Here is a 25,387-nt window from a genome sequence, read left to right on the forward strand (position 1 = left end):
GGCGAGGGCACCCCATGGGCGAGAACCCAGCCTCATTAGAATCACCCCCCGATGCCTCGGCCAATATCATTCGGCTACCTGGTTACGCGATACGCACCCTACGGGAAACAGGACACGATTATCATATACAGATCGAAACTCTGGCACCGACGGCGGTCTGCCCAGCATGTCAGGGTGTCCAGTGCGTAGGTTATGGCCGTTCAGAACTACTGGTCCATGACCTGCCCATGCACGGGAAACGGGTGGGTCTCTATATTGACGCCCGGCGCTTCAAATGCCGGGGCTGCGGCAAAACCTTTATGGAATCGCTGCCTGCAGTGGACGGAAAGCGCCGCATGACGGAGCGACTGGCCCATTGGATCGGCCCTCGTTCGCTCAACTATACGTTTACCAGTGTCGCCGAAGAAATCGGCGTTACGGAAGGCACCATTCGCAACATCGCCCACGATTATATTGAGGCGCTGGAGCAGACTCACCACTTCGAGACGCCGGAATGGATGGGTATCGACGAAATCCATCTGCTGCGTCGCCCCCGCGCCGTGATTACCAATCTGCGGGAAAATACCGCCATTGATCTACTACCAGATCGCGGCAAGCGGAGCATTCTGCGGTATCTCGCTGCCCTGAAGCAAAGGGATCGCATCCGCACAGTCGCCATGGATATGTGGCGGCCCTACCGAGATGCAGTTCATGAAGTGCTGCCTGATGCGTCTGTCGTGGTGGACAAGTTCCATGTTCTACGCATGGCCAACCAGTCTATGGATGAACTTCGCCGCTCGTTGTCTCGCTCCAAAGATGCTGATCGTTTACGTCGGAGGGCCGCAGGGGTCAAGAAAGATGCCTATCTCTTCCGCAAGCGCGAAAAAGATCTGGACGACAGTGAGCGCCTGATACTCGATGGCTGGCTGCGGAGCATACCGGAGTTGGGCGAGGCATGGCGACTCAAAGAGGGTTTTTACGGTGTCTACGATGCTGACAACAAAAAGGACGCCCACCAACGATACATCGTCTGGGCGGCATCCGTCCCACCCGAGTGCCAGAGCGCCTTTCAACCCATTCTCACGGCTTGGCAGAACTGGGAGCCTTACATCCTGGCCTACTTCGACCAGCAGGTCACCAACGCCTTTACTGAGAGCCTGAACAGCCTGATCCGCGTCACCAACCGCATGGGCCGGGGCTACAGCTTTGAGGTACTGCGGGCGAAGATTCTGTTCACCCGGGGCACCCACAAGAAAACCCTGCAGCGACCGAAATTTCGACGAGAGTCGCTGGGCACCACCGCTTTCTACCACATGGGGATGGCTCTGCCCTTGGAGTCTGATGAAGACCAAACAGAAATCAACTATGGGGTGGATCTTCGGCTGCTCGCAGAGGCGCTGGATACCGGCGGGAATGATACCATACACAAATCGCCTCGCGATCTGGGCTAGTCCGGTTTTGGACAAATACACAAACGTGGTCAGAGAAGCCTGTGGCCAGGTTGATGCCTCGTAAACACCAAATTACGAATACCCTGAAAACAGAACCCGTTGAAGCGCAGAAAATATCCTTATCGACAGCTGAAAAGAAGCATGGAACCACACCGTCAGATGAATGTGAAAATGAAGGATCCGAGTGGGTTAAAAAGACTAAGGAAGAGAGAATGATGGAAAAACAGGATTTCGCGGTACGCTGGCGACTTGGCGGCATGAAAAATTTCAACGAGCGCATGAGCCGTTGGCATGGGGCAAGTGGCGATGGAATTAAAACCGAGTGTGGACTAATTGTGCCCGTGATAGCTCATGGATAGCTACTAGAAGCCTACGAACTGAATGACTACAAGAACAAAATCACCTGTAAAAAGTGTCAAAAAGCTATTGCTGCCAGGGAAAGAACAAATGCCCGCTGACCTTTCGTTTTTCGCCTGGATCTGGCTTGTGATTCCCGCTGCAATAGGATCGCTGCTGGTCTGGGTCTTGATTTTAGAACTCCAGCATGTTTTTCGTTTGTTTCGTGTTTTTATGAAAGGTATTTTGAAATAATGAGGTACACCATGTCTCGTAAAGAAAACGGAATTATGACAAAGAGGGTGGATTATGAAAGACAGTAACGTAACTTTTTTTCCTGTTTTTGTTAATGCCTTACATCAGAAGTATAGGGTCAATGGACTGCCACCATTTGTTGGGGAGTTTGCTGATGTAGGCGAACTTCCGAAAGATCATTGTTCGGTGCCGTTCTATTATTGGCAAAAACCTAATAAAGATATTGTTTTTTCCTGTAATAAACCACTCATGGAAAGCTTTGCTATGACTTTGGCTATCCAAAAAAGATTCGTAGATGTGACTGTTGGTGACATTCTTCAAGCAGTTGATAACTTATGCGAGTTGCATAAAAAATCCTTTACAACCGCGATGCAGGCGTTATTGGCTGAAACAGTGTCAGAGCGCTGAACATCAAATGATCTCTATCGTTACGATCAGGTCATCATTTTATTCGATAGGAAGTTGATATATTCTGTGTAGAATATTCCGTGCTTATCCGGTTGTCTCCCAATGCTACTAAATATGGGGTTCTGTGAAAGCCCCTAAAAACTACCCTACGATGACCGACTGGCTTTGCCTAAAAAGGCTTGGCGAGGATCGCCGTACCAGTGTTGCCGCGATTTCATCGATTTTCAAACCCACTACCGGTAGTGGGTTTGGGAGACAACCGGATAAGCATGGAATATTCAATTTCAGGGAGGAGATTTAAGTGTCTTTATTTATCGAACCAAACGCGGGCGTATCGCCCATTTTGCAGGTGATTCAGTCCGCTCGTCACGAATTGAATGTCGGTGTCTACTATATGACGGACCGCCCCATTCTCCGCGCCATCCGTGCCGCTAAAGCGCGAGGGGTAGAGGTGCGGGTCATTATTGAGGGCAAGCCTTATGGCATGAAATCCTGGCAGGTGAGAAAGGAAGAACGGGAGATCAAGGCGACGGGTGCTGTGCTGCACCTGGCCCCTTATCGATTCACCAGTCACGGCAGTCACTGGGCTTTTTATCATGCAAAATATCTGGCGTCAGGCCATGAAGCTGAGATCGGTAACCCGAATTTTGCCTGGTCCGATTTTCATAATGCAAGGAATTACCTCTATGTCACGAAAAATCCAACCGTGGTTAAGGCAGTCAACGCTGTTTTTAATGCGGATTGGCAGAATCGGCACGCACCTGCATGGACACATCGTGATCTGGTGCTATCGCCCGGTACTTCGGTGCATCAGATTATTCAGGTCATCGACCAGCCGGGACCGATTGCTATTGAAGATGAGGAGATCGGACCTTATGCGCCGACGCTTGATGCGATTGCCGAAAAAGGCCGATTGGCGCGGGTAATCATGCCAGCCAATATCAATACCCAAGATCGCCAAGATGTGCGATTTCTGGAAGCACATGGCGTACAGGTCAGGCTACTACCGGTGAAACCGATATATTTGCACGCCAAATTAGTATTAGGAAATTCATTGGCTTATATCGGTAGCGAGAACCTGACCCAGACATCGCTAGAGATCAACCGAGAGGTTGGATTGCTGCTGAACGGTTCTGATATTTCCAAACTTCAGGCGCAATTCAATCGGGACTGGGCGAGGGCGCGGAATTATGATTAAGCGCGAAACCCGTTCGGTAGCGCCCCAGTTTGGGAATCGCGCCAGGGCTAAAGCAAATCGTTATCCGAAATCACAACAAGACGTGGTCAGTTCGTCGCAGCCTGAACAGGAACGCTGTGAAACCCGGAAATTCTGGTATCCCAAGGATCTTGATCTTCCTGATGGCGGTGCATTGGTGCAGCCCCGGCAGACACAACCTGAACCGTCGAAGACTATCCCGGTTACGGTTCGGAAGAAGCGGGATTATCGGGCCTGAACGGTTTTGATAGAGGTCTTAAAAGGCACTAAGCAAACCTTTGCCCGTCATGGGCTATACCATACCTGATAGTGTTTGGGGTTGATGTATGTTGTCCGGAAAGGCCAATGGCGGCAAAGGGGCTTTTGTGAAAAATTGGATGTGTCATTTGTTGGGGGTGCCAGGACATTCTGCAGCCGGTGGGGATGACGAACAGAAAGTCGGAAATGTCCCTGTAAATGAACAGGACGGGAAGGTGATCTCCAGGCCGAATACATTTTCCGAGTTATCCCATGAGATTGACATGGGTAAATCGGAAAATGACTCATTGAGCGATAGCGAGTTGGAAGAGATGGAGCGTTTACTGGACTCCGAGTCGCAAAATTCCGAGGTTGGTGACGTAGTGAAAGAACTTAATGACTTTGTGAATTCCAGTCAAAAAGTCTTTTCCTTTCCTGATCGTCAAATATCGGACTATCTGCCACCATCCCCCGCCACAATGGATCGACTGACAAGTATGACGATGTCCGAGGACAGATCGGATATGCAGATTTCGAGAGATATTGACGATTTTATGGACAACTGTTCAGAGGCCGAAAAAAGGTTTTCAGATATACAGAAGCAGGCAAATCAGGGGGGATGGTCATATTCCGGGAACATCAATGGAACGCCGACCATTCCAAAATCTTTCCCTGTGCAGAAAACGTCACAACCGACTGAAGTTAAGGATACTATCCAATCGGTGCGCACAGATTTAGCACGAATTTTGGCTAAAATAAAGCTGGTTGAATCGACTGGCGGCACCGTCGATGAAAGCGACATGTCTGTGATGATTTCTGTGTTTTCCGCCTTACACGAACAACTTACGCCGCTTTCTTGTGAATCGGTTGATCTGAAAATGGCTGCCATGCGATTGGATTTGCAGGCCATGGAAGTCCAAATGGAGAAATTTCGAGACCTGGCACAGCAATGCCGTGATGTCGTGGACACTATGCGCCATGGATACCATATTTCAAGGACAGCTTATCAGGTAGCCTTAAAGGCTGCTGATAACTTGTTCGATGCTTATCAGAGTTTAATTCGTAAAGCTTACACGGACCCGCAAGATTTAGATTCCGTTTTTCGCTCCATGAATCTATCTGTATGCATTCGTACAAGCATGGCAATGCGAGGGTGTAACACGATAGGAGACTTGGCGCTCATGACGAACGAGCAGATCCTATCCATTCCCGGGATTGGACCTGTTCGACTTGAAAGGATTCGACAATTTTTTCGGAATAAGAATCTTCCGGCACTTTGCATAGCCATTTTGCCCATTCATACGGCTGCAGGATTTGATTATAACTCTGTAGGTCAACGAAATAGCATTAAGGATTATCGTTGGATGGCGCCAAAATGTTACGGAGAGATGACTTTTGAGATCAACAAATACGGAAGTTATCCCTATATTTACATGGCAGAGATCCAATGAGGTTTCACATGTTCTCTTTGCGTAGGATCGAATGGATATACTGGTCACTGGTAGGATTCATCGTTCTGGTTGGCGTGGGCATGCTTTTCGGGCACTTTGAAAGGCTGGTGGTTACTGATTCCACTTGCCAGCCGGTTGGTTTTTATCAGTTGCTTGGGACCCCTTTCCCGCTTCACGATGGGGAACTGGTAGAAGTTGAAATCCCGGGTCCGCAGGACCATCCAGCGGTCGCAGAGGGATTGAAGTATCATTGGTTTCCGAAAAACGAGCCCTGGATCAAGAATGTGGTGGCTTTACCCGGCCAGACGGTGGTTCTTAAGCGGCAGGGTGTCTGGGTAGATGGTCGATTATTGCCAAATAGTCATGTCGATAGATGGACACCCGGGCATCATCATCGGATTCTACACTATCCATTTGGTACTTATCATCTGAAACAGGGACAGGTTTGGCTCTATGCCCCTGGTAATTATGCCTTCGATTCGAGTTATTACGGACCGGTTTCGGAAAACAATATCCTGGAAAAAGTGCGTCCGTGGTGGGTGATTCCTGGAAGCCAATTCTGGCTGAAAAAGGGGGATTAAGATGGTTAAAGTCAGGTTGTTGGCTATCATCCTGACGTTGATCGAAGCGGTGGGCATGATTCTCTCGCTCCTTCTGATTTGCGCAATGGTCGTCATGGTGCCTAGTTTTCATTTTCCTTTGCCAAGAATTCAAATAATCATAAGGGATTGTTACCGGCCTTTTGATCTCACAAGTAGGGGATGTCCTGTTTTTTTGTATTTCTCGAAGCGCTTAGAGGGATCTATATGAAAAACATGATGAAATTTTCAGAATGAGGTCAGAATGCACATTTATCATAAAGGCACGATAACTGCTGAGTCGGGACTGGGTGTCTGGGGACTTGCTGTGGCCATTGCCAGTTTGCGCGGCCATGGGTACCCGATCCCTGAATACTGGATTGCTCTTGGATTCGCCTTGGGTTTTTTGTGCATCGTCTGGGGTATTGCCTGGGAAATGCGCACAGACAAAGAACAGGTTTCAGAAGGTGCGCTGACGACGCTGCACTGGTACGCAAGATACTGTCCGCATGCCAAAGACCTATTGCAGCGCACAAGCCATCCGACCTGGTCAGAAGCTTTTGCGGTCGAGTCGTTGTGTCGAAAGCGATCCCGTCATGTCGTCTGAATGTTTTCCGAAAACAGGGTATACCATTACGTCATGTGTTATGCTATACCATAACCAAATTCAGGAAGAGGTTTTGTATGCGAAAAATCATCGTAAAAGGGCAGACGTTTGATGAGATTCCGACGCGTGTGCCCGTTAAAATGCACATGTATGCCAAGGCGTTGGCTTTTGCTCTGAATCAGAACTTGCGTCAGAGTTATATCGAAATGACTGAAAAGTTTTTGCGTGAAAAGCCTTGGGAAACGGGTCTGAAGTGGCGCCAGACCAAAGGGCTATCCCAGACACTTACGGAAAGTGCGGGGCGCCAAGCTACCGGATGGATGCAAATCAACATGCGTGTGACTCCCGAGCAAGGGGCCGATCTAACACGGATTGCACAGAGTGCGGATATCAGCATGTCATCGGTTACCTATACCATCCTGTATTGGTGGACCTGGTATGTTTATCCGCCAGCCTATGAACGTGAAAGGCGTGCAAAGCTGCAGGCCCAGAGAAGTGGGGGATCAAAAGTGTGAAAGCGATTACCGTGATGAATCGAAAGGGTGGGGTGGGGAAAACTACCATTGCCCTACATTTGGCCGCGTGTGCTGCCGAAATGGGACTAAAAACACTCCTGGTGGACATGGATAGTCAATGCAATGCTACGACTATAGTAACCAGAAAAGTACGCAAATCATCTGACCTGGATATTGCGGTGACCGATCTTTGGGATGAAGATTCCGAGATGGAATTCAGAAAATATGGCGACTTTGATTTTTTTATTCTGCCGGGTAGTGAACATGCAGTGGCTGTTCCCGGACAGGGAACGGTGAACCCTGAAGGCATGCGGGAAGCCCGCATGGCGATGGATCGGTTGCGTGAGTTCTCATTTGATCTGATTGTTTTCGATGTGCCCCCCGCACCCGGGGTGCTACAACTGGCCCCCATGTTGTTGGGCGGGGTACTGGTCATACCGGTGATACCGGATACCCTGGCGGTTCAGGGGATGGTCGGTGCTATTCGTGATCGTCAAATGGTCCTGAATTCCGGTGTGCCACTGGATATGACCATCTTGATCAATAAATACAAGATGACAAGTGCCAACCAGTCACGCATGATCGAAATGTTACGAAAAACTGTCCATAAAGACAGTGTGTTGCCAGAGGTCTTTACGGATCGGGTGCTGGCACCTGATGCGCTGCGCGAAGGAAAGGCGGTGTGGCAATATGCACCCAGAGATCCCGGCGCGAGTGTTTGGCGCAGAGTTTGTGTCAGAATAGTCGAAAATTTGATGAATAAGGAGGTTGAAGGTGGCGAAGATCAAGAAGGATGATGTGATGGAGTCTTTGGCATTTGCGCTTCAGGAAGACGCTGAAGGGCAAAATGGATCTGGAACATCTTCTGCCGGAAAGAAAAGCGGGGGACGAAATCTGTCTGAAAACCTGCCGTCCGGCCTTTTTTTGAAGTTGGATGAAATTACACCCGATCCCAATCAACCCCGTCGTTTATCCGATGAAGCAGACGAAGATTTGGAACTGCTGGCGGAAAGCATTTTGCGTCATGGTGTGATTCAACCCATCACGGTCAGGCGACTGGATGGTGGATTCCAGATTGTGACTGGCGAGAGACGCTGGCGGGCATCCCGGCATGCGCTCTCTACTGGGAAGAAATGCGAACGTCCTGGCTACGATTTGAGCCGTATCCCTGCTGTTCTGGTAGAACCTCAGTCTGATGTTGATCGACTGGAAATGCAGATGGTCGAGAATCTGGCGCGGGCTGATATGAGCCCGCTGGATACCGCTTATGCACTTCAATCATTGATTGAGACCCAAAAGGTCAGCCAGGAAGAGTTAGGTCGTCGTCTGGGACGTTCGCGGACCTGGGTGAACCAGATGTTGAGCAAAGTGCATCCCGATGCCCGGGCATTGATCGAGCACCTGGAAATAGATGTGAATGCCGTTGGTCAGAATGAGCTCGTCCGGCTCATGGGCTGGTGGCGCGACACCGAGGGTAAACGAGCGATTTTTGTGGACCTGAAAGAGCGCGTCAGCGCAGGCATTGAACTGAAGCGGACGGTCATTGATGAAGCAGAAGAAATCTGGACGCTACGCAATGGTTTGGGTTTGCAGGATCGATCCGATTTGAGCATGGAACAATTGCGCGAAGCGCAGGATTGGGTATCGTCCAATGATGCGGCCAAGCGCCTGGCATTCCAGAATCTGAAGTCGGGCATGTCTTCAGAGCAGGCACTACGGGCTGCTTACCAGGACGACACAACGGCCCCAGAAGTTTCGAGTCCTCTTGATTCCGAGGGAGAGGAAGTATTGCCTACGCCGGATCCGGATGAGAGTGTGGCAGATCATTATCTGGATGAGGATGAAGAAGAGAGTGAACCCGAATTCTCCGGCACATTGTCTGCAGTGGCTGCCGATGCGGTTTCTGTCGCACGTCAGCCTTCTGGGCGGGTGCCGAAGCCCACAGCCGGGACCGAAACGCATGGAATGGAATGGGAAGCTGCCAATGCATCGGGGGTGTCCAGCGCGGCCAGGGCGCTTGCCGAAACAGGGGATGTGATGCCTGAAATGACGGTGAGCCTGTCGCATGGCCTGCTGTCCCGTCTTTTTCAGAAAGCGGGTCGGCATTATCATCCTTTGCAGGATGATGTTGCGGATGTTCTGGAGGTTCTGGAAGTGGTGGCTGAGGAAGACTAAAGGGACAATAAATCAGTCATGCAAAGGATATCCGGAGACAGAATGCGGAGTATAGTTCAAAAAGGCCCGATTATCGGAAAATATGAGAGCCAGCCAATATACAAATTTTTGGTATATGACGATAATTTGATCATACGGTTCTTCCGCGTCGCGACAGTAGGTCGTGATGGTGCGATTTCTTTGTTGCAGTTATCCGATGACGAAGTGGTGGTAAGTCCTGGACTGGTGTATCAGCGGGAGAATGCAACATCGCATATATGATGGATGTCCTGGAAGTGGTGGATAAGGGAGGTCTAAGCATTAAAATGGGCGAAAGTGATCGTTATGCCCGTTTGGCGGCACTGTATGGATTGCATCATTTAGGAGTGCTTCAAAACGGGTATGCAGAGGATGCGCCTGTTGATTTGCACCTCAGCTATTCCGTACTTTCTGCCCCGCCTGAAAATGCAGCGCTACGGGACATGGAACCCGTGTTGGGATATTTCCTGCGTCACGCGGACCCTGCCGATGATCTGGCATGGCTGATGGACGCTTTCCTGGCCGCGTTCGACGCCGGGAACTGGGCGGTAGTGCAACGTGGAGGATACGTTCTCGATCTGTTGTGTTTCTTTTCTGACGACCTGGAGCAATGGCAGAAAAAGGGTCTCTTGTTGCGACTGAATGATTACTCGGAAAAGCTTCCCCGTGAAATACCGGAAATCGCCTATTTCCCGCAGGACTCGCGCAAAACAGCGCATCAGGATTTTATTGTGCGGCGCTGGCATCTTTCTTCCGGGGCCTTGTATGATCGATTAAAGCAGCTATTGAGGCCCCCTTATGTGTGCTGATTCTGTAACTTGTAAAAATCGGAATGGAGTGTGTAATGACAGAGCGAATAACCGAGAACTTAGTGCGCGACAAGCTGGCGACGCTGGGTTACAGGGAACATGATAACGGCATCACAATAGAAGAGCAAAAGTCCGAGATAGCCAAGGTCAAAGGCCTGCTGTCTAAGGCCAGCAAGAAGGCCAGCGGTAAATCCGGATATCCAGAGTTCATCATCACTGACAAAAAGGATGCGGGCTTCATCATCGTGGTGGAGTGCAAAAAGGACGTCAAAAAGCACGAGAGCCCCGACAGAGACAAGCCAGTCGAATATGCGGTAGATGGTGTTTTGCATTATGCAGAACACCTGGCAAAGCACTACACGGTGGTTGCCATTGCGGTGAGCGGCACTACCGCCAGTTCAATGAAGATATCGAATTTCCTGATTCCGGCGGGGACCAATGAAGTCAAAGACCTGGCAAACGAATCAGGGGTAGTCGTAGACGCTCTTATCCCGTTTGATGACTACTACCGACTTGCGTCCTTCGACCCGGATGTGGCCAAGAAGCGCCACTCTGACCTGTTGGCATTCTCCAAAGATCTGCATGAGCTGATTTGGACGAAAGCCAAAATCTCTGAAGAAGACAAACCGCTGCTGGTGAGCGGCACCCTGATTGCCTTGATGAACTCTGCATTTCTGAAGACCTTTGCAGCCTTGTCGGCTGAAGATGTTCAGGAAGCGTGGCTGGGGGCTATCAAGAAGGAGTTGGACAAGGCTGACATCCCCAAGGCCAAGAAGGACACGATGCTGCAACCGTACTCCACGATTGCCGTACATCCCAACCTGGGTAAGCCAGATAGCAAGACAGCAAAAGAGTACCCGGACGGCGTATTCAAGGAAATCATCACCCGCATCTGTGACAACGTTTGGCCTTACATCAACGTCTACCATGACTTTGATGTCGTTGGGCAGTTCTATGGCGAATTCCTGAAGTACACAGCAGGCGATAAGAAGGCATTGGGCATTGTCCTGACGCCCCGACATGTGGCTGAACTGTTCTCTTTGATAGCGAATGTTGGTCCGGAATCAAAGGTGCTTGATATTTGTGCCGGCACCGGCGGATTTCTTATTTCGGCGATGCAGCATATGTTGAAAAAGGCGGTCACAGAAGAAGAGCGTACCGACATTAAGAAGAATCGCCTGATTGGTATTGAGAATAACCCCAAGATGTTCGCTCTTGCTGCCAGCAATATGATTTTGCGTGGCGATGGCAAGGCGAACCTGCATCAAGCCAGTTGCTTCGACGATGCGGTTATCAAGGCCGTCAAGAAGATGAAACCGAATGTCGGGATGCTCAATCCCCCCTACGCCCAATCCAAAAGCGACGCGGAGCTTCACGAACTCTATTTCGTGAAGCAGATGCTGGACTGCCTGGAGTCAGGATCAATCGGCATTGCGATTGTACCGATGTCCGCAGCAATCAAACCCAATCCTGTTCGGGATGAGATGTTGAAACATCACACTCTGGACGCCGTTATGTCTATGCCGCAGGAATTGTTCTATCCAGTCGGTGTGGTGACCTGTGTCATGGTTTGGTTTGCTGGGAAGGCGCACGCCAAATCGGACAAAAAAACTTGGTTTGGTTATTGGCGCGATGACGGCTTTATTAAGACAAAACATAAGGGCCGAATTGACCAGGATGAGCGATGGCCCGCCATTCGAGACCATTGGGTAGCCATGTATCGAAACCGGGAAGTTCATGCGGGTGAAAGTGTAATGCAGTCAGTTAGCGTGGCGGACGAGTGGTGCGCTGAAGCCTACATGGAAACGGACTACTCCAGCTTAACGCAGGCTGACTTCGAGAAGGTTGTGCAGAGCTATGCCCTATTTAAGCTCTTTGGCCAAGGGACCCATCAGGAACCGGGGGAGACAGTGGATGCCGAAGATTAACGACCTGTTCACCCTGAGTTATGGACACAGTCTGGAACTCAATAGGCTGGAGCAATCTGCAACCCCCGAAGCCATCAACTTTGTAGGACGCGCCGCACGGAATAATGGTGTAACGGCTCAGGTAAAACCTATTCCAGGGCTGGAGCCCGCGCCGGCAGGCACCATCACCGTGGCTCTCAATGGACAAGGTGGGGCGGGCGTGGCATTTCTGCAACCATTCCCGTTTTACAGCGGATTCCATATCATGGTGTTGACTCCAAGAAAGCCGATGACGGAGCAGGAAAAGCTGTGGTGGGTGCTATGCATTACGGCCAACCGGTTTCGGTTCGGCTTTGGCCGTCAAGCCAATAGGACCCTAAAAGACCTGGTATTGCCTGAGCCTATGGATAGACCAGAGTGGACCAACTCGACGAGTGTGCTCAAGTTCGACGGGGCTTCATGTCCCCAGCATGCGGGGGGTGCAGCCGAACTTTCCACCACGCACTGGTTAGCGTTCCGATACGACAAAATCTTCGAAATCAAAAAGGGCTACTACAACAAGAAGCCGCCAACTTCATCCAGAGAGGGCGGCATTCCATTCATTGGCGCCACCGAATACAACAACGGGGTTACTGCGTACATTGCGCACGAAAACCTAAGAAAATTCTCAAAGGATGGCTCAATTAACCCCGACGAACCGCTTAATCGCAAGATATTCCCCGGTGAATGCATCACCGTCTCAAACAATGGCTCGGTTGGAGAAGCCTTCTACCAGCCCGCACCATTTACCTGTACCCACGACGTAAACCCGCTGTATCTCAAGGATAAGCGGGTCCGTCTCACGCCTGAACTGGGACTGTTTCTGGCTACCGTAATTCGTGCGGACAAGTACCGTTGGGGCTTTGGTCGAAAATGGCGGCCAATCCGTATGCCCGACTCGCTAATTAGCCTACCGGTTACCTCTGTCGGCAAGCCAGATTGGGACTATATGGTCGGCTACATCAAGTCCCTGCCCTACAGCTCTCAGGTCGAATAAAGTCATTACTCTTAGTGAATCTAAAGGGCAATTGCAGGTTCGGCTTCGTGGCCACGATAAAAATTTAGGGCTATGAATTTTTCCACCACAGGAGGAAGTAACCGTGAAAACGACGTATAAAATCATATTGGCTGCCGCAGTGATTTCCATGACGGGATGTGCTACGAATTCTGATCATTCGGAGTACCGGGCCGCTCTGCAGAAAACGGTCGATCAAAAGATGACCAGTGCTATGGGTGGGACCGGTCTTTGTTTGCCAGTCAGTAGTAGCAGCAACATGGCGGGGGATGCCTATATTGCGCATGAATGCCAGAAACAAACGCCCAAAGGTTATGAATTTTCCATGGCTCAGGATGTGCCTAAAGATCACATGCAGTTGATGGATGAGTTACGCAAGAAAGGCTATGTTAAATTCGGGTCTCCCTACACTTGTCATTACCAGAGCGGTAATCTTTTTACCGGAACAACTAATAAAAATAAGACGATGCTGCCTGTTGTCACAACGAACAAGGATGTGCGTTTTGTTCAGCATCAAGTGGCGGAGTTCTTGATGGGGGATGTTGATCGCGGTTCGTTGTGTATCGGGCATTTCGACATTACGAAGATTGTTTCTGCAACTACTCCGCATTTTAATTCAAAATACTCCATGAAAACGGTTGCCGTGACCGCCGATATCGGTTTGAAAGGGGTGATGCGCCTGGGTAAAAACAGTCCGTTGTTGAAGAATGCGCTGAAAAGTGATTCTGCAGATGCGGACAGGATTCGTAAGGATATCTTTACCATTTCCGCCATATTAGGTGAATCATCCAAAGATCACTGGAAAGTGATGCAGGTGACGCATTTCGGGCCTGCACAGAAGACTGCTTCTGCATCTTCCTGAAGCGCAGACTTCTTTCCGCATGGTGAGTAACCGTTGCTGGTCTTGCCGATAGTCAAGCAACCATCAAGCAACGGTTACCTCTTAATCCACAGATTTTAATGGCTAATAAGCGCGGTTAGACTTGTTTGCGGCCAGCCAGTCAATCAACGTGATTAGTGTTATAGACAATCCGGCGCCGGAGTGTGTGGTAGATGGCGGGGTATCGTGAGTGCCTGTAAAATCTGGTGTGACGGCGCCTGGGCTCAAACCAAACGATCGCCAGGGATTACCGCCGGACACCAATCCGAATTATTTTCAACGCTGTTTAACCAAGAAGGAAAATCTCGTGAATAGAAAAATGATACTGATTTACGTCACCATGATTGCTTCAATGGGCCTTGCCGGCTGCGCCAATAATCCTTACGCCAGTAACGGTACAACCGCTGATGTTACGGGAGGCGCTGTATCGGACGGTGTTGGCAATGCATCCAATAATGCCTATACACGTTCAGGTCATCATTACCAGATGGAAATGACCAGCTTTGTATGCCCTGAAGGTTACATTTGCAGGCCAACGCATCCATCGCATCCCAATCCCACCACGTTACCGCCCCCTGTCAAAAAGAGAGTCAACAAACCTGTAATACAACAGTACGTACCACACTTTCCGTTCTGTCCGCATGGAAAAGTTTGCCAGTATCATCAGCAAGATTATGTGACGCAACATGGTAAAACGGTTTTTGTGGTCAATACACCGCCGCCGCCCGGATCGCAAACTTAATCTGTCTTTTCCGAGTGAGTCACCCCATCCTGAACATCCAGTCTGACGATTGCCGACAGGCCGCGTATGTGGCTCGCCCATCGCCTTTGGGTAATCCCTATGCCATTGGGCCGGACGGTAGCCGGGATGAGGTCATCGAACGATACCGCCACTGGCTTGCTGCCCGCATCGCAGAGCACGATCCAGTAGTCTGCACAGCACTGCTGGGTATCCAGCCCGATCAGCCGCTTTCCTGTCATTGCGCGCCCTTGCCCTGCCATGCGACGGTCATCGCGGAAATGCTGGATGGCGGCGTGCAGAAGCGATTGCGTGCGCGGGCAATCCCATCCCTGCGTTATGCCGGCATCGGTTCCCGCAGTACACCGGAACAGGTCTTGCTGGTTATGCGCAAGATCGCGCACCGGCTGTCTGAGCTGGAATACACGCTACTTTCCGGCGGCGCGTCCGGTGCGGATTCCGCTTTTGAGGCGGGATGTACGGGCAAAAAGGAAATCTACTTGCCCTGGCCGGGATTCCGCGACCGGCAAGGAGACTTTTGTATTCCGCTTCCAAGTAGTGAGGCCTTTCGTGTCGCAGAAATCGTCCATCCTGCCGGGAATCGAATGAACGACAAGGCACGATCGCTAATGGCCCGGAACAGCCATCAGGTGCTCGGCGCTGATCTGCGGTCTCCAGTGAACTTTGTCGTTTGCTGGACGCCGGACGGGTGTGAGTCGGAATCTGCCCGATCACGAACAACGGGCGGGACCGGGCAGGCCATTGCGCTGGCTGATCGCTGGGGGATCCCGGTGATCAATCTGGCCCATGGCAAGGCGTCCATGGGGCGGTTGGCGAAATTGGTGGTATGAAAAGACGGGATCCACGATCGGTCTCTCATAACACCAAACCGTTCCAATAAGCGTGAACCTGAGTAGGGAGCACCCCAGATTTTATTGGGGCCCTCAAGTCTATGGGGTCGCCGTTTGAAGTCACCATATCTTCAAGACCAATGGTTGCCCAAGTTCTGTCTGGTCGGCTAAGGACATAAAAATCTCCTGCTTTATTTTTATCTGTGTCCCCCCTGAAGGTTTTTTTGTGCGGATCAATGGAAATAATCCTATCTTGATCACCTGATCTGAGGGGGTAATCTTTGGAGAACTTTTTGAGCATAAAGTCTGTTCCATGATGTTACACCCTCATACGCTATGTACGCATTTTCTTCGCCAAGTCCTCAGCCTTCAGGTGTGTATACCGTTTGAGCATTTGTAAGGTCTTGTGGCCGGTAATGGATGCTACCTCCATGATGTTGAAACCTTGCTCGAAGAAGCGGCTGGTGGCTTCATGTCTTAGATCATGGAAGCGTAAGTCTTCAATGCCGGCGCGTTTGCGGGCTCGTTCAAAGGCCTGGGTGATGCTGTCCGCACGCATTCCCCAAACTGACCCGCTGATCTGCCGGGGCAGGGAGGAGAGAATCTGAATCGCCTTTGGTGATAATGGGACGGTCCTTGCCTGGCCGTTTTTGGAATCCGGGATATGCAGCGTCATTTTTTGCAGATACAGATGCTTCCAGTCCATGGAAGCGATTTCACTCCGACGCATGCCTGTCTCTAGGGCGAACTGGATGATGTTGGATAAGTGTGAACCATAGGCTTCACTTTCTTTGATCAGACATTCTTCCTCAAAGTCTGTCAGTCGGCGATCCCGGGCGTTATTTTTTTTGGGGATAGATACCAGTGGAACCGGGTTGATCAGTCCGCCCATGCCCCATTCTTTGGTGGCTATGGTAAACAGGTGAGAAAGTACAGAAAGTCGTCTTTTGATGGTGATCGGGCTTAACCCCTCGGCCAAGGCCAAATCCCGGTACTTGGCAACATCTTTACCCTGGATGCCTGCCATGGTCATTTTGCCAAGGGCTGAGACCTTCAACTGTTTGATGACGGATAATTCCCGGTTGAACCCTTTTTTATGGGCCGAAACTTCTGTGGCGTAGCGATCAAGGGCCTCGGCTAAAGTCGTTTTCTCTGCCTCAGCACGGGACACAAAAACCCCGCGAACCATCTCTGATTCTATGACGCTGGCCCACTTTTGTGCTTCGGCCTTGGTTCTGAATGTGGCCGTTTGTGTGGGGAATCCTTTCTTCCGAATATGCACCTGATACCCGATCAGGTGCCCATCCGAGTCTTTTCTGGGAGTGAATGATGCCATGATCAACCTGTTACGATCAATTTTTGATGCACTCAAGTGCATCATAACTGCATCACGAAAGCAAATAGAGGTTATTTCTAGTTTGTAACCTTTTGTTTTATTTGGTGGAGCGGAGGAGGATCGAACTCCCGACCTTCGCATTGCGAACGCGACGCTCTCCCAGCTGAGCTACCGCCCCATGAGCGCAAAGGATAAAGAGAAGCCTCGCGGAATGCAATGCTTGTAAACGGCTGGCAGGGCTAGGTGTCAGTTTTTGCTGCTCAGCAGCGCCCCACCACCATTACATCGCTACCAAACGGGAAGATTTCTGGCCTTAGTCCGGCTTCTTTTAAGGCGCTGGCGATTTCCTCAGGATGCAGGAAATGATTCCCTTGGACATGCTCGGTGAGATTCTGGTAAGCCATGCCCCGCAAGGGTGCTTCGCGCAGGCGACGATGATCATCTGGCCATGCGGGTTCCCAAATGACTACGGCGCCTTCTGCTTTGAGATTGCTACGCAGTTTGTCAAAAATGGCCCCACGTTTTTCCCAGACATGGTGAAGGGCACGATTCATGGCAATCAGATCTGCCGGTTCTGGCAGAGAAAACGCATGGATATCGCCCTCCGAAAAGTGCAGACGGTCACTAAGGCCCTCCTGTTGAGCTATTTCCTGCGCCTGCCGCACATTTTCCGCAAAACCATCCAGACCAAGGCCCCGCAAATGGTTGCAGCGCTGTGCCAGTGCCCGTAAATACCAGCCATTTCCGCAACCCAGATCCACAGCAAGACCACCCCGGGCATCTACTTCGGCAAATATGGGAACCTGCGGGCAGATTTTTTCTTCAAAAGTCTTGCGGAAATTGTTTTCCAGCATCAGCCCAAACCAGGGCAGAATGGTTTCCCGTTCCGCCAGTACTTTTTCACCCGGACGTTCGCCCGTGCGCATCAGTCCTGCGGCGCGTTCAGCCATATGTGCCGACAGGACCGAACCAATAGCTGTTGCCATGCGGCTACCCGGAGCCTCGGGGCGCATGCTGTCGCCATCTGCGCTGAGTTGCCACTGATCGTCGGAATTCAGTTCCAGCCAGCCAAAAGCATAAGCAGCATCGCACCAGCGGGTGACGTATCCTTCGTCCATGCCCGCTTGCTGAGCGAGATGTCGGGAATCAGCCTTCTGCAATTGGTGCAGGGCGCTGAACAGTCCATTGACGACACCTATGAAAGCAATATTCAGGGATTGTGCGCCCTGAGCCTGCTGCCTGAGTTCTTCCATGCTGCGTAAAGTCATATGCTCTCCTTGTCGCTCGATGCGTTAAATAAGGTATTTCAGGCCAACTACGGTCAGTAATCCCAGTGTTCCCAATAAAAAAGCGCGTTGGTTGATACGTAGGTGTAAACGATTACCCGCCCAGAGACCCAGCAAAACTGGCGGAATCAACATTAAAAAACCTATGGCCAGCTGCCAGGTCAACAGCGCCAGGGCTACATACATGAACCCGCGCAACACATTGTCTGTGAGCGCAATCCCCTGAAAAGTGGCGCGAAAAGCGCGTTTGTCCAGATGCCGCATTTGCAGGTAGGCGACGATAGGCGGTCCACCCCCACCGTAGAGGCTGCCCACGACTCCCCCAAATATTCCGAGCGGCGTGCCCCAGGGCAGACTGATGCGCGGCAGACGATCGGGCTTCATGGCAAGGGCGTACACCACGTAGGCGAGAATGAATACACCGAGGAATCGGGTCAGATTCTGGGCATTGGTATCAGCAAGTATGAAAGAACCGATTGCCAGACCAATGATGCTGCCGGGGATCAGCCAGCGTAACTCCGGCCAGCGCATTTCCCGAAAATCATAGGCACCCAGTAATACTGAACCGAGCAGATCCAGAAGCAATACGACTGGCACGACTTCCTTGATGGGAAAGATGAGCGTGAGCAAGGCCACGGAAATCAGCCCGGAACCAAATCCGATCACTGCCCGGACGTAAAAAGCCAGGAGAATAATGAATCCGGCGATGGCCCAGAGGAGGGGAAAGTGGATGAGGGTGGCATAAGAAAGGGACGCGTGTAAGTTCATACCGACCAGTCTATAAGTTTTGAGGAGTGTCTTCCAGTTGCTGGGAATGCTCCGCTTCCAAGCAACTGCGTACATATAGGCATTTCAGAAAAAATAGCCTAATATGAAACTATCCTGAGAAATTGCTTTAACCTTGCATCCCGTTAATGGGGAGGGCTAACCCATGCTGCCGCATCCTTCTGCAAATACTGCACCGATCACGTATCGTTCCTACAGGCTTCATTTATGGTTCCTGGGCCTGTTTATACTGGGATGGACGCTCATTTTGGGTATTTCTACTACCCGCGCCGATACCAACAGCAGCGGCCTGCCGCCCATTGATGCCCGCGCCTATATTCTGATGAATGCGCAAACCGGTGCCATCATCGCCGCTAAAAATGCTTACCAACCCTATGCAATTGCCAGTATTACCAAGCTCATGACCTTGTATCTGCTGTTCAAGGACATTCACACCGGTGGATTGCATTTGCACCAGGAGTTTGTACCCTGCCAGGCAGCATTGGAAACCGGTGGTTCCAGCATGTTCATGCATCCCGGATTGCGCTTTTCAGTAGCCCAGATGATTTTGGGGATGACAGTTCCTTCGGGAAACGACGCTGCTGTGGAAGCTGCGCATCTGGTGGCCGGCAGCGTCCCGGCTTTCGTGCGTGAAATGAACCAGACGGCGCGTAAAATCGGTATGTTATCGACAACCTATTATGATCCGGACGGCCTTCCCCATCCCAATAACACCGCCAGTCCTTATGATATTGCTATTCTCACCAGGCGAATCATGACGGATTTTCCGCAATATATGCATTTTTTCAATCATGAAAATTTCACTTACGCAGGCATTACCAGTCCTAATCCTAACTTGCTGGTAGGTCGTGTGCCTTTCATCACCGGCATGAAAAGCGGTTATACCGACGCTGCTGGTCATTGCCTGGTGGCTACGGGCACCCAAAATGGGGTGCAACTCATTGCCGTGATTCTGGGCGTCCCTTCATTTACCGATGAAAACCGTGGTTTCTGGAAGGCCTCCTGGCAAAGTCTCAAATTGCTCGACTGGGGTTTTGCCAGAACGCTCTGGCTGCCTGCCGTACCCCATCTGGAAAAAACCTCGGCACCCTGAAACAGCGGTGGGCCGGGAAGCTTTGCCGCGACTTTTGTTTCGAGCCGTTGTTGTTCTTGGTGAAATCCTGCGCCCGTCAGGAGAGTTGTCTGAGCCCGCAGGGCGAGTTCTCTCCTGACAGCAGGATGAGCCGTAGAACAACAGGCAAGGGACGTTGGAGCAAAAAGCTTCCCGGCCCACCACCGTTTCAGGGTTACTCCTGTACGGGTGGCGGAGTATTTTCTCCCTTTTCTGGAGCTGGCTTCTTGAGAAATAAAATCAGCGGAATCATCACCAGAAAACCGTAAAATACCAGCACAAATGCATCGAGGGTGCCGCGCATGTTGGCCTGATTATACAGAACAACATTACCCAGAATCTGCCAGGTAGTCGGATTCTGGTTCATCCCAGCCGCTGCCAGATATTGGTGAAACGCCGGATTGAAGGGGTTGATGAACTTACTCATCTGGTTCCAGCCCACTTGTGTTTCCTGGCTCATGACGGTAGACACAATAGCGATGCCGACACTGCCACCGAGGGTTCTCATCAAATTGAAAATTCCCGACCCCTCTGCCTGCTGTGATTTCTTGAGGGTTGTAAAAGCCAGGGTAAACAGGGGAATGGTCACCAGACCAAAACCTATGCCGCGAATAAAGCTGGGCCAGATCACCCAGTCTATATTGATATTGAGGTTGTAGAGTGTGGTGAGATAAGTTCCAAAAGCGCCAATTACAATACCGACCAGCACAATATCGCGGGGATTGATGCCCTTGCCGAGTAGACGGCCAGCCAGCATCATCGCCAGCATTGCGCCGATTCCTTGAGGCGCCATAGCCAGTCCGGCCGTAAAGGCCTCATAGTGCATCAAGGTCTCCAGCATGATGGGCAAAATCACCATGGTGCCAAACAACGCTAGTCCAAATATACCGATTCCCATGCTGCCAATAGCCAGATTGCGGTCTTTGAGGAGCCGCAAGTCGACAACCGGATGCTTGACACTCAGGGAACGCCACACAAAAAAGAGCAGCCCGAGGATGGTAATCAAAGTCAGGATGATGATGGTTTGTGAACTGAACCAGTCATCTTGATCCCCGAGGCTGAGAATGCCTTGCAGAGACCCCAAACCCAGGGCCATCAGCGCAAATCCAGTCCAGTCCACGGGCCGGGGGTTGGCGCTTTTGCCGCCGTCCGGCACACTTTGCATCAGTAAAAAGGCGAGAATCCCAAAGGGAATGTTGACGTAAAACACCCAGCGCCAACTGAGCGTGTCCGTCAGATAACCACCCAGAGTCGGTCCAAGAATCGGTCCCAGCATGATGCCCATACCGAGAATCGCCATGGCCTGACCACGTTTATTGGCCGGATAGGCTCCGAGCATGATGGTTTGCCCGACAGGTGCCAGGGACGCCCCGAAAATGCCCTGAAGAAAGCGCCAGAGGACAATCTCGGTAAGACTGTGGGATTGTCCGCATAGTGCCGAAGAAATCACGAATCCCACCACACTCCAAAGCATGATGTTGCGTTGTCCGTAACGTTCCACCAGAAGGCCGGTAAGGGGGAGTACAATGACGTTGGCCACCATATAAGCGGTGAGCACCCAGGTGATCTGATCACTATTAGCCTGCAGGGAGCCACGCATATAGGTCAGTGCCACATTGACAATGGTGAGATCCAGAACCTGCATCACTACTGCAAGCATGACCGCCACGGTGATGACCAGACGGGATGTAGACTGCTCTTGCGCCACCAGTTGGGCTCCTTGATGGGGAATGATAATCTGTCAGATACCGACCGTTCGGTCAGTATAGAGAGGAACATGCTTGCTCGCAAGAGCAGCTGATAGAGCGGTTAAGCAGCAGGGAAGACCTCAAAACCGGGCGCAGGGCTGTTTTGATATACGCCGTTGTTCAGACCAAAAAAAACCGGCCATAAAGGGCCGGTTGTGGAGGATAAAAATGATCAGGCGGCACGGGGAACCGCCAGATCCCGCAGATCCTGATTGTTCATGAATGCCTGGTGCAGTTCTTCATCAGAAACGTTGGCAAAGCAGTAACCGGCTTCTTCCAGTTGGTAAACCAGCGCAATCAATTCAAATTCCTGTTCCATTTCCATGACCGTTCTCCATCAGTAAATAAGGTATAACTAACATACACGGATATTATGGGCCTGTCAATATCATAAATATCTAATATAGACGGTTCAGGGTTCCAGAAGTCTTTCTTCCTCCGGGCTCAGCCAGCGCCACTGCCCGCTGGCCAGATTGCCCAAAGGCAGATCACCGATAGCCACGCGAACTAAACGTAACACTTCCGCATCGGCGCCTTGCAGCAGGCGACGAATCTGCCGGTTACGCCCTTCCTGAAGGACAATTTCCAGCCATTGGGTTTTTCCTCCGCAGCGCAGCTCACGAATTTGCATGGGCAGGCATGGCTTGCCGTCCAGGCTGGAGTACTGGGCAATGTGCCGAAAAACTTCGGCAGGAAGAGGAGGGCGGATTTGCACGTGGTAGGTTTTGCTGACGTGCTGATCTGGATTCAGCAGAATCTGGGCCCATTCCGGATCGTTACTGAATAACAATAACCCGGAGCTGGCCTGATCCAGACGTCCTATGGGTGCCAGCCAATGGTCGGAGGGCAGTAAATCATAAACGGTGGGCCGTCCTCTTTCATCGGCGCGGGTACTGACAACGCCCCGGGGTTTATGCAGCATCAGCACCTTGCGAGCCTGTCCGGTCAGGCGTTGTCCCGCCACGGAAATCCGGGCATCGCGAAGTGAAAAACGGGCTTCCGGCTCGTAAATGATCTGCCCGTTGACGGTTACCTTGCCGGCCCGAATCCAATCGGCGGCCATGCTCCGCGAGCACAGTCCTGCTTTGGACAGGAGTCTTGCCAATTCATGGCGAATTTCTCCCGGTCTGGTGTCACTTGGGTTTAGTGAACGCTTTGAGCTATGCTTGTGAGGATATTTCATCGTTAAAGGATCTCAAGATGGCACATGAAACAATGCACGAGCCTTTGGAGTCGCTGTCCAGTGATACGCTGGACATTCATCGGGCGATATCCTCGCTGATGGAAGAATTTGAGGCGGTAGACTGGTACCAGCAGCGCGCGGATGCCTGCAATGATCTCCAGCTCAAAAAAGTGCTGGAACACAATCGGGATGAAGAAATTGAGCACGCGGCCATGGTTCTGGAGTGGTTGCGCCGTAAAATGCCGCGTCTGGATAAAGAGTTGCGTGAATATTTGTTCAAGGACGGTTCCATTACCGGTCATGAAGCTGATACGATGGGTCGGGAATAGTATCGCCCATTCAGGGAATGAAGCGGGCACACAATTCATTGTAAAAGTTCATTCCCCGGGCGGTGGGCCGGATTATTTCAGTATCGTCATACAGTAAACCCTCGCGGCGGGCACGGCGAATCTGTGGTTCAATCAGCAGACTGTCCAGGCCGGTGCATTCAGTAAACAGACGGTTTGAAAAACCTTCGGTGAGCCGCAGGGCATTCAGCATGAATTCAAAGGGGCGTTCTGCTGGTGGAACCGGGGTGTATTCTCCCAGGGTTTCCATATCACTGAGCGCGTCGATCATATAACTCTCGGGTCGGCTGGGTTTGCGGCTACGCCAGATGCCTTCCGCCTGGGTGATTTTGCCATGGGCTCCGGCGCCAATTCCCAGATAGTCTCCATATAGCCAGTAATTGCGGTTATGCTGGCATTGCTGTCCGGGGCGGGCGTGCGCGGAGATTTCGTAGCGAGCCAAACCGTGATGGTCCAGTTCACTGCGCAAAATATTTTCCATATCCGCTGCGGTATCCTCGTCAGGGAGATGGGCTGGAGGATGGCTGGCGAAGGGAGTGCCGGCTTCCAGGGTGAGCTGGTAAAGGGATAAATGGGGAGGCTGATATTGTAAGGCCGCGTCCAGGTCTGCCAGGGCTTCAGCCGTGCTCTGGCCGGGCAGGGCAAACATGAGATCCAGATTAAAGCTGGTAAATTGCGCAGCAATGGCTTTTTCTACGGCCCGATGGGCGGCAGATGCATCATGAATGCGTCCCAGGCGTTGCAGGTGCACATTATTGAAAGACTGGATCCCCAGAGACAGACGGGTAACCCCGGCCGCACGAAAATCGGCAAATGCTGCGGCTTCAATGGCACCGGGATTAGCCTCCAGGGTCACCTCCATGGCAGACAGGGGTTGCAGGCGGGCCCGGATGTCGGAAAGCAGCTGGTTGATGATTTCCGGTGGAAACAGGCTGGGAGTGCCTCCGCCAATGAAAATACTGTGCAGACGTCGTCCCCAGATGCGTGGCAGTTCCCGATCCAGATCAGCAATCAGGGCGCGGGCATAACGCTCTGTAGGAATATGGTCTGCCGCATGTGAATTGAAGTCACAATAAGGACACTTGGCTTTACACCAAGGCAGATGTACATATAGTGAGAACGTGGAGGATGGTTTCAGGCTGGGATTCATGAATACTCGTGAGAGGAACAGCATAGTGACGGATACGCATACAATACCCCTATTTTTACTCCGAACCGTACTTTTTCCCAAGGCCTTAGTCGGATTGAGAGTGTTTGAACCCCGTTATCTGGACATGGTCAGCAGCTCCCTGCGCCATGATCATGGTTTTGGAATTTGTTTGACGCACTCTCGGGGAGATGGTCATGCGGAGCCGGAACGGGTAGGAACACTGGCGCGGATAGTGGATTGGGGTGGTGAGCCAGGGATTCTGGAAATTCAGGTGGAGGGGCAGCGACGCTTCAGCATTCAGGACTGGCATTATGAGGGGGCTCTGGCTATGGCCTCGGTGCACTACTGGGCGGAGGAGCCGGTAGTGCCCATGCGCCGGGAAGACGATACCCTGCGCGCCATTTTGAAGGAGTTGCTGGGTGAAGAAGCGGCCCGGGACCTGGATGCCAGTACTGCTGGTATGGTGCTCGCTCAGGCACTACCGGCTTCTCCAGAGGAAAAGCAGGATCTGCTTCTGCTGCAGGACCCCCTCGAAAGATTGCAGCGCATTCATCACCTGCTGCAGCGGCGTAGTGGAGCCTAGTGCTTGCCCTTGCCGTAAATGTAGGTAGAAAAATCCGTATAATTCTGGGAAAGATTACGAAACAGGTGATCCAGACTGATGATAGCCTGTTCCAGAATGTTGACCGTGATATAAGGTTTCTCTACTTTCAGGCGCTGATAACGGGCGCGAGTCAGGACCAGAACCTGGGTGTCTTCGCTTTTGGCGAGAATGCGAGCGCTACGTGGTTGCCGGTCAAAAAAAGACATTTCTCCAGCCATTTCTGGCTCTTCGTCAGATTGAGTGGGTAGGGGGTAGAATGCTGTGGAGCGGTCGTGCCCTGAATTGGAGTTAGCTGATGGTCCCTGAAGAGCTGTTTTCTCTCGCGTTAGGATTGGTTCCGCCGTGGTTGGTGGATCATGTGACTTTCACG

The 25,387-nt window shown here is 51.5% G+C and carries 30 protein-coding genes and 1 tRNA gene; 21 read left to right on the forward strand and 10 right to left on the reverse strand.

Annotated features, from left to right (window positions below; genetic code table 11):
• Nucleotides 1-14: 14 nt before the first annotated feature.
• The 18 genes from BLW97_RS04235 (at nucleotide 15) to BLW97_RS04325 (ending at nucleotide 15,466) form a co-directional block, all read left to right on the forward strand.
• Complete coding sequence (locus tag BLW97_RS04235) at nucleotides 15-1,430, forward strand: ISL3 family transposase (protein WP_010637458.1); 1,416 nt, start codon at nucleotides 15-17, stop codon at nucleotides 1,428-1,430.
• A gap of 50 nt (nucleotides 1,431-1,480) precedes the next feature.
• Nucleotides 1,481-1,789: a hypothetical protein gene (locus tag BLW97_RS18970; RefSeq protein ID WP_207650548.1), complete on the forward strand. Its 309-nt coding sequence runs from the start codon at nucleotides 1,481-1,483 to the stop codon at nucleotides 1,787-1,789.
• A 22-nt stretch (nucleotides 1,790-1,811) separates the two neighbouring features.
• On the forward strand, nucleotides 1,812-2,021 hold the full coding sequence (locus BLW97_RS18975; protein ID WP_143214844.1) for a hypothetical protein: 210 nt from the start codon (nucleotides 1,812-1,814) through the stop codon (nucleotides 2,019-2,021).
• A 54-nt stretch (nucleotides 2,022-2,075) separates the two neighbouring features.
• Nucleotides 2,076-2,429: a hypothetical protein gene (locus BLW97_RS04240; RefSeq protein ID WP_075322437.1), complete on the forward strand. Its 354-nt coding sequence runs from the start codon at nucleotides 2,076-2,078 to the stop codon at nucleotides 2,427-2,429.
• Nucleotides 2,430-2,730: 301 nt separating this feature from the next.
• Nucleotides 2,731-3,627 (forward strand): phospholipase D-like domain-containing protein, encoded by an 897-nt coding sequence (locus BLW97_RS04245; protein WP_075322438.1) that lies wholly within the window; start codon nucleotides 2,731-2,733, stop codon nucleotides 3,625-3,627.
• On the forward strand, nucleotides 3,620-3,883 hold the full coding sequence (locus tag BLW97_RS04250) for a hypothetical protein (protein WP_075322439.1): 264 nt from the start codon (nucleotides 3,620-3,622) through the stop codon (nucleotides 3,881-3,883). The genes BLW97_RS04245 and BLW97_RS04250 overlap by 8 nt, the downstream gene beginning before the upstream one ends.
• Nucleotides 3,884-3,971: 88 nt before the next feature.
• Nucleotides 3,972-5,333: a DNA-directed RNA polymerase subunit alpha C-terminal domain-containing protein gene (locus BLW97_RS04255; RefSeq protein WP_075322440.1), complete on the forward strand. Its 1,362-nt coding sequence runs from the start codon at nucleotides 3,972-3,974 to the stop codon at nucleotides 5,331-5,333.
• An 8-nt stretch (nucleotides 5,334-5,341) separates the two neighbouring features.
• Nucleotides 5,342-5,914, forward strand: coding sequence for a S26 family signal peptidase (locus tag BLW97_RS04260; RefSeq protein ID WP_242947691.1), 573 nt, complete (start codon nucleotides 5,342-5,344; stop codon nucleotides 5,912-5,914).
• A 262-nt stretch (nucleotides 5,915-6,176) separates the two neighbouring features.
• Complete coding sequence (locus tag BLW97_RS04270) at nucleotides 6,177-6,518, forward strand: hypothetical protein (RefSeq protein ID WP_075322442.1); 342 nt, start codon at nucleotides 6,177-6,179, stop codon at nucleotides 6,516-6,518.
• Between the two features lie 77 nt (nucleotides 6,519-6,595).
• Complete coding sequence (locus tag BLW97_RS04275; protein ID WP_075322443.1) at nucleotides 6,596-7,033, forward strand: hypothetical protein; 438 nt, start codon at nucleotides 6,596-6,598, stop codon at nucleotides 7,031-7,033.
• Nucleotides 7,030-7,830 (forward strand): ParA family protein, encoded by an 801-nt coding sequence (locus tag BLW97_RS04280; protein ID WP_077218216.1) that lies wholly within the window; start codon nucleotides 7,030-7,032, stop codon nucleotides 7,828-7,830. The genes BLW97_RS04275 and BLW97_RS04280 overlap by 4 nt, the downstream gene beginning before the upstream one ends.
• Nucleotides 7,808-9,208, forward strand: coding sequence for a ParB/RepB/Spo0J family partition protein (locus BLW97_RS04285; protein WP_075322444.1), 1,401 nt, complete (start codon nucleotides 7,808-7,810; stop codon nucleotides 9,206-9,208). Before BLW97_RS04280 ends, BLW97_RS04285 begins: the two co-directional genes overlap by 23 nt.
• 257 nt (nucleotides 9,209-9,465) lie before the next feature.
• Nucleotides 9,466-10,035 carry a hypothetical protein gene (locus BLW97_RS04295; protein WP_075322446.1) on the forward strand — a complete coding sequence of 190 codons (570 nt, stop codon included), beginning with the start codon at nucleotides 9,466-9,468 and terminating at the stop codon, nucleotides 10,033-10,035.
• A 35-nt stretch (nucleotides 10,036-10,070) separates the two neighbouring features.
• On the forward strand, nucleotides 10,071-11,963 hold the full coding sequence (locus BLW97_RS04300) for an HsdM family class I SAM-dependent methyltransferase (RefSeq protein WP_075322447.1): 1,893 nt from the start codon (nucleotides 10,071-10,073) through the stop codon (nucleotides 11,961-11,963).
• Nucleotides 11,950-12,978: a restriction endonuclease subunit S gene (locus tag BLW97_RS04305; protein WP_075322448.1), complete on the forward strand. Its 1,029-nt coding sequence runs from the start codon at nucleotides 11,950-11,952 to the stop codon at nucleotides 12,976-12,978. The genes BLW97_RS04300 and BLW97_RS04305 overlap by 14 nt, the downstream gene beginning before the upstream one ends.
• A 103-nt stretch (nucleotides 12,979-13,081) precedes the next feature.
• Complete coding sequence (locus tag BLW97_RS04310) at nucleotides 13,082-13,858, forward strand: hypothetical protein (RefSeq protein WP_075322449.1); 777 nt, start codon at nucleotides 13,082-13,084, stop codon at nucleotides 13,856-13,858.
• 208 nt (nucleotides 13,859-14,066) lie between these two features.
• Nucleotides 14,067-14,618 (forward strand): hypothetical protein, encoded by a 552-nt coding sequence (locus BLW97_RS04315; RefSeq protein ID WP_075322450.1) that lies wholly within the window; start codon nucleotides 14,067-14,069, stop codon nucleotides 14,616-14,618.
• 14 nt (nucleotides 14,619-14,632) lie between these two features.
• Nucleotides 14,633-15,466, forward strand: coding sequence for a DUF4326 domain-containing protein (locus BLW97_RS04325; protein ID WP_077218220.1), 834 nt, complete (start codon nucleotides 14,633-14,635; stop codon nucleotides 15,464-15,466).
• Between the two features lie 25 nt (nucleotides 15,467-15,491).
• Here the strand turns inward: BLW97_RS04325 and BLW97_RS04330 are convergent, their stop codons facing one another.
• The 5 genes from BLW97_RS04330 to BLW97_RS04350 all read right to left on the reverse strand — a co-directional run bounded on the left by BLW97_RS04330 (nucleotide 15,492) and on the right by BLW97_RS04350 (nucleotide 18,856).
• On the reverse strand, nucleotides 15,492-15,767 hold the full coding sequence (locus BLW97_RS04330) for a hypothetical protein (protein WP_075322451.1): 276 nt from the start codon (nucleotides 15,765-15,767) through the stop codon (nucleotides 15,492-15,494).
• A gap of 33 nt (nucleotides 15,768-15,800) precedes the next feature.
• Nucleotides 15,801-16,802: a site-specific integrase gene (locus BLW97_RS04335; RefSeq protein ID WP_075323562.1), complete on the reverse strand. Its 1,002-nt coding sequence runs from the start codon at nucleotides 16,800-16,802 to the stop codon at nucleotides 15,801-15,803.
• Between the two features lie 102 nt (nucleotides 16,803-16,904).
• Nucleotides 16,905-16,980, reverse strand: a tRNA-Ala gene (locus BLW97_RS04340).
• A gap of 82 nt (nucleotides 16,981-17,062) precedes the next feature.
• Nucleotides 17,063-18,070: a class I SAM-dependent methyltransferase gene (locus BLW97_RS04345; RefSeq protein WP_010636973.1), complete on the reverse strand. Its 1,008-nt coding sequence runs from the start codon at nucleotides 18,068-18,070 to the stop codon at nucleotides 17,063-17,065.
• A gap of 24 nt (nucleotides 18,071-18,094) precedes the next feature.
• Nucleotides 18,095-18,856 (reverse strand): sulfite exporter TauE/SafE family protein, encoded by a 762-nt coding sequence (locus BLW97_RS04350; protein WP_024894224.1) that lies wholly within the window; start codon nucleotides 18,854-18,856, stop codon nucleotides 18,095-18,097.
• A gap of 163 nt (nucleotides 18,857-19,019) precedes the next feature.
• Here BLW97_RS04350 and BLW97_RS04355 point away from each other — a divergent pair, with 163 nt between their 5' ends.
• Nucleotides 19,020-19,967 carry a D-alanyl-D-alanine carboxypeptidase family protein gene (locus tag BLW97_RS04355; RefSeq protein WP_024894223.1) on the forward strand — a complete coding sequence of 316 codons (948 nt, stop codon included), beginning with the start codon at nucleotides 19,020-19,022 and terminating at the stop codon, nucleotides 19,965-19,967.
• Between the two features lie 193 nt (nucleotides 19,968-20,160).
• Here BLW97_RS04355 and BLW97_RS04360 read toward each other — a convergent pair whose 3' ends face one another.
• The 3 genes from BLW97_RS04360 to BLW97_RS04365 form a co-directional block, all read right to left on the reverse strand.
• Nucleotides 20,161-21,693 (reverse strand): DHA2 family efflux MFS transporter permease subunit, encoded by a 1,533-nt coding sequence (locus BLW97_RS04360; RefSeq protein WP_075322452.1) that lies wholly within the window; start codon nucleotides 21,691-21,693, stop codon nucleotides 20,161-20,163.
• A 212-nt stretch (nucleotides 21,694-21,905) separates the two neighbouring features.
• Nucleotides 21,906-22,058 carry a hypothetical protein gene (locus tag BLW97_RS19605; RefSeq protein WP_010643000.1) on the reverse strand — a complete coding sequence of 51 codons (153 nt, stop codon included), beginning with the start codon at nucleotides 22,056-22,058 and terminating at the stop codon, nucleotides 21,906-21,908.
• An 87-nt stretch (nucleotides 22,059-22,145) separates the two neighbouring features.
• Nucleotides 22,146-22,916: a pseudouridine synthase gene (locus BLW97_RS04365; RefSeq protein ID WP_075322453.1), complete on the reverse strand. Its 771-nt coding sequence runs from the start codon at nucleotides 22,914-22,916 to the stop codon at nucleotides 22,146-22,148.
• A gap of 17 nt (nucleotides 22,917-22,933) precedes the next feature.
• Here BLW97_RS04365 and BLW97_RS04370 point away from each other — a divergent pair, with 17 nt between their 5' ends.
• A complete protein-coding gene (locus BLW97_RS04370) occupies nucleotides 22,934-23,245 on the forward strand; it encodes an encapsulin-associated ferritin-like protein (protein ID WP_024894220.1) in 312 nt (103 codons plus the stop codon).
• A 10-nt stretch (nucleotides 23,246-23,255) separates the two neighbouring features.
• Here the strand turns inward: BLW97_RS04370 and hemW are convergent, their stop codons facing one another.
• A complete protein-coding gene (gene hemW / locus BLW97_RS04375) occupies nucleotides 23,256-24,413 on the reverse strand; it encodes a radical SAM family heme chaperone HemW (RefSeq protein WP_075322454.1) in 1,158 nt (385 codons plus the stop codon).
• A gap of 25 nt (nucleotides 24,414-24,438) precedes the next feature.
• On the opposite strand from hemW, the gene BLW97_RS04380 reads away from it, so the two are divergent.
• Nucleotides 24,439-24,996, forward strand: a complete 558-nt coding sequence (locus BLW97_RS04380; protein ID WP_031572373.1) for an LON peptidase substrate-binding domain-containing protein — start codon at nucleotides 24,439-24,441, stop codon at nucleotides 24,994-24,996.
• Here BLW97_RS04380 and BLW97_RS04385 read toward each other — a convergent pair.
• On the reverse strand, nucleotides 24,993-25,235 hold the full coding sequence (locus BLW97_RS04385; RefSeq protein ID WP_242947693.1) for a cyclic nucleotide-binding domain-containing protein: 243 nt from the start codon (nucleotides 25,233-25,235) through the stop codon (nucleotides 24,993-24,995). The genes BLW97_RS04380 and BLW97_RS04385 overlap by 4 nt on opposite strands.
• Nucleotides 25,236-25,387: the final 152 nt, after the last annotated feature.

Source organism: Acidithiobacillus albertensis (assembly GCF_001931655.1).
Lineage (GTDB): Bacteria > Pseudomonadota > Gammaproteobacteria > Acidithiobacillales > Acidithiobacillaceae > Acidithiobacillus > Acidithiobacillus thiooxidans.

Excerpts from the sequence above, each read along its gene's own strand:
- BLW97_RS04330 (WP_075322451.1), bottom strand. The coding sequence starts at position 15,767 with ATGCTCAAAAAGTTCTCCAAAGATTACCCCCTCAGATCAGGTGATCAA.
- BLW97_RS04295 (WP_075322446.1), top strand. The coding sequence starts at position 9,466 with ATGATGGATGTCCTGGAAGTGGTGGATAAGGGAGGTCTAAGCATTAAA.
- BLW97_RS04385 (WP_242947693.1), bottom strand. The coding sequence starts at position 25,235 with ATGGCTGGAGAAATGTCTTTTTTTGACCGGCAACCACGTAGCGCTCGC.
- BLW97_RS04300 (WP_075322447.1), top strand. The coding sequence starts at position 10,071 with ATGACAGAGCGAATAACCGAGAACTTAGTGCGCGACAAGCTGGCGACG.
- BLW97_RS19605 (WP_010643000.1), bottom strand. The coding sequence starts at position 22,058 with ATGGAAATGGAACAGGAATTTGAATTGATTGCGCTGGTTTACCAACTG.
- BLW97_RS04350 (WP_024894224.1), bottom strand. The coding sequence starts at position 18,856 with ATGAACTTACACGCGTCCCTTTCTTATGCCACCCTCATCCACTTTCCC.
- BLW97_RS04255 (WP_075322440.1), top strand. The coding sequence starts at position 3,972 with ATGTTGTCCGGAAAGGCCAATGGCGGCAAAGGGGCTTTTGTGAAAAAT.
- BLW97_RS04250 (WP_075322439.1), top strand. The coding sequence starts at position 3,620 with ATGATTAAGCGCGAAACCCGTTCGGTAGCGCCCCAGTTTGGGAATCGC.
- BLW97_RS04355 (WP_024894223.1), top strand. The coding sequence starts at position 19,020 with ATGCTGCCGCATCCTTCTGCAAATACTGCACCGATCACGTATCGTTCC.
- BLW97_RS04365 (WP_075322453.1), bottom strand. The coding sequence starts at position 22,916 with ATGAAATATCCTCACAAGCATAGCTCAAAGCGTTCACTAAACCCAAGT.
- BLW97_RS04345 (WP_010636973.1), bottom strand. The coding sequence starts at position 18,070 with ATGACTTTACGCAGCATGGAAGAACTCAGGCAGCAGGCTCAGGGCGCA.
- BLW97_RS04305 (WP_075322448.1), top strand. The coding sequence starts at position 11,950 with ATGCCGAAGATTAACGACCTGTTCACCCTGAGTTATGGACACAGTCTG.
- BLW97_RS04275 (WP_075322443.1), top strand. The coding sequence starts at position 6,596 with ATGCGAAAAATCATCGTAAAAGGGCAGACGTTTGATGAGATTCCGACG.
- BLW97_RS04260 (WP_242947691.1), top strand. The coding sequence starts at position 5,342 with ATGTTCTCTTTGCGTAGGATCGAATGGATATACTGGTCACTGGTAGGA.
- BLW97_RS04270 (WP_075322442.1), top strand. The coding sequence starts at position 6,177 with ATGCACATTTATCATAAAGGCACGATAACTGCTGAGTCGGGACTGGGT.
- BLW97_RS18975 (WP_143214844.1), top strand. The coding sequence starts at position 1,812 with ATGACTACAAGAACAAAATCACCTGTAAAAAGTGTCAAAAAGCTATTG.
- BLW97_RS04235 (WP_010637458.1), top strand. The coding sequence starts at position 15 with ATGGGCGAGAACCCAGCCTCATTAGAATCACCCCCCGATGCCTCGGCC.
- BLW97_RS04370 (WP_024894220.1), top strand. The coding sequence starts at position 22,934 with ATGGCACATGAAACAATGCACGAGCCTTTGGAGTCGCTGTCCAGTGAT.
- hemW (WP_075322454.1), bottom strand. The coding sequence starts at position 24,413 with ATGAATCCCAGCCTGAAACCATCCTCCACGTTCTCACTATATGTACAT.
- BLW97_RS04335 (WP_075323562.1), bottom strand. The coding sequence starts at position 16,802 with ATGGCATCATTCACTCCCAGAAAAGACTCGGATGGGCACCTGATCGGG.
- BLW97_RS04240 (WP_075322437.1), top strand. The coding sequence starts at position 2,076 with ATGAAAGACAGTAACGTAACTTTTTTTCCTGTTTTTGTTAATGCCTTA.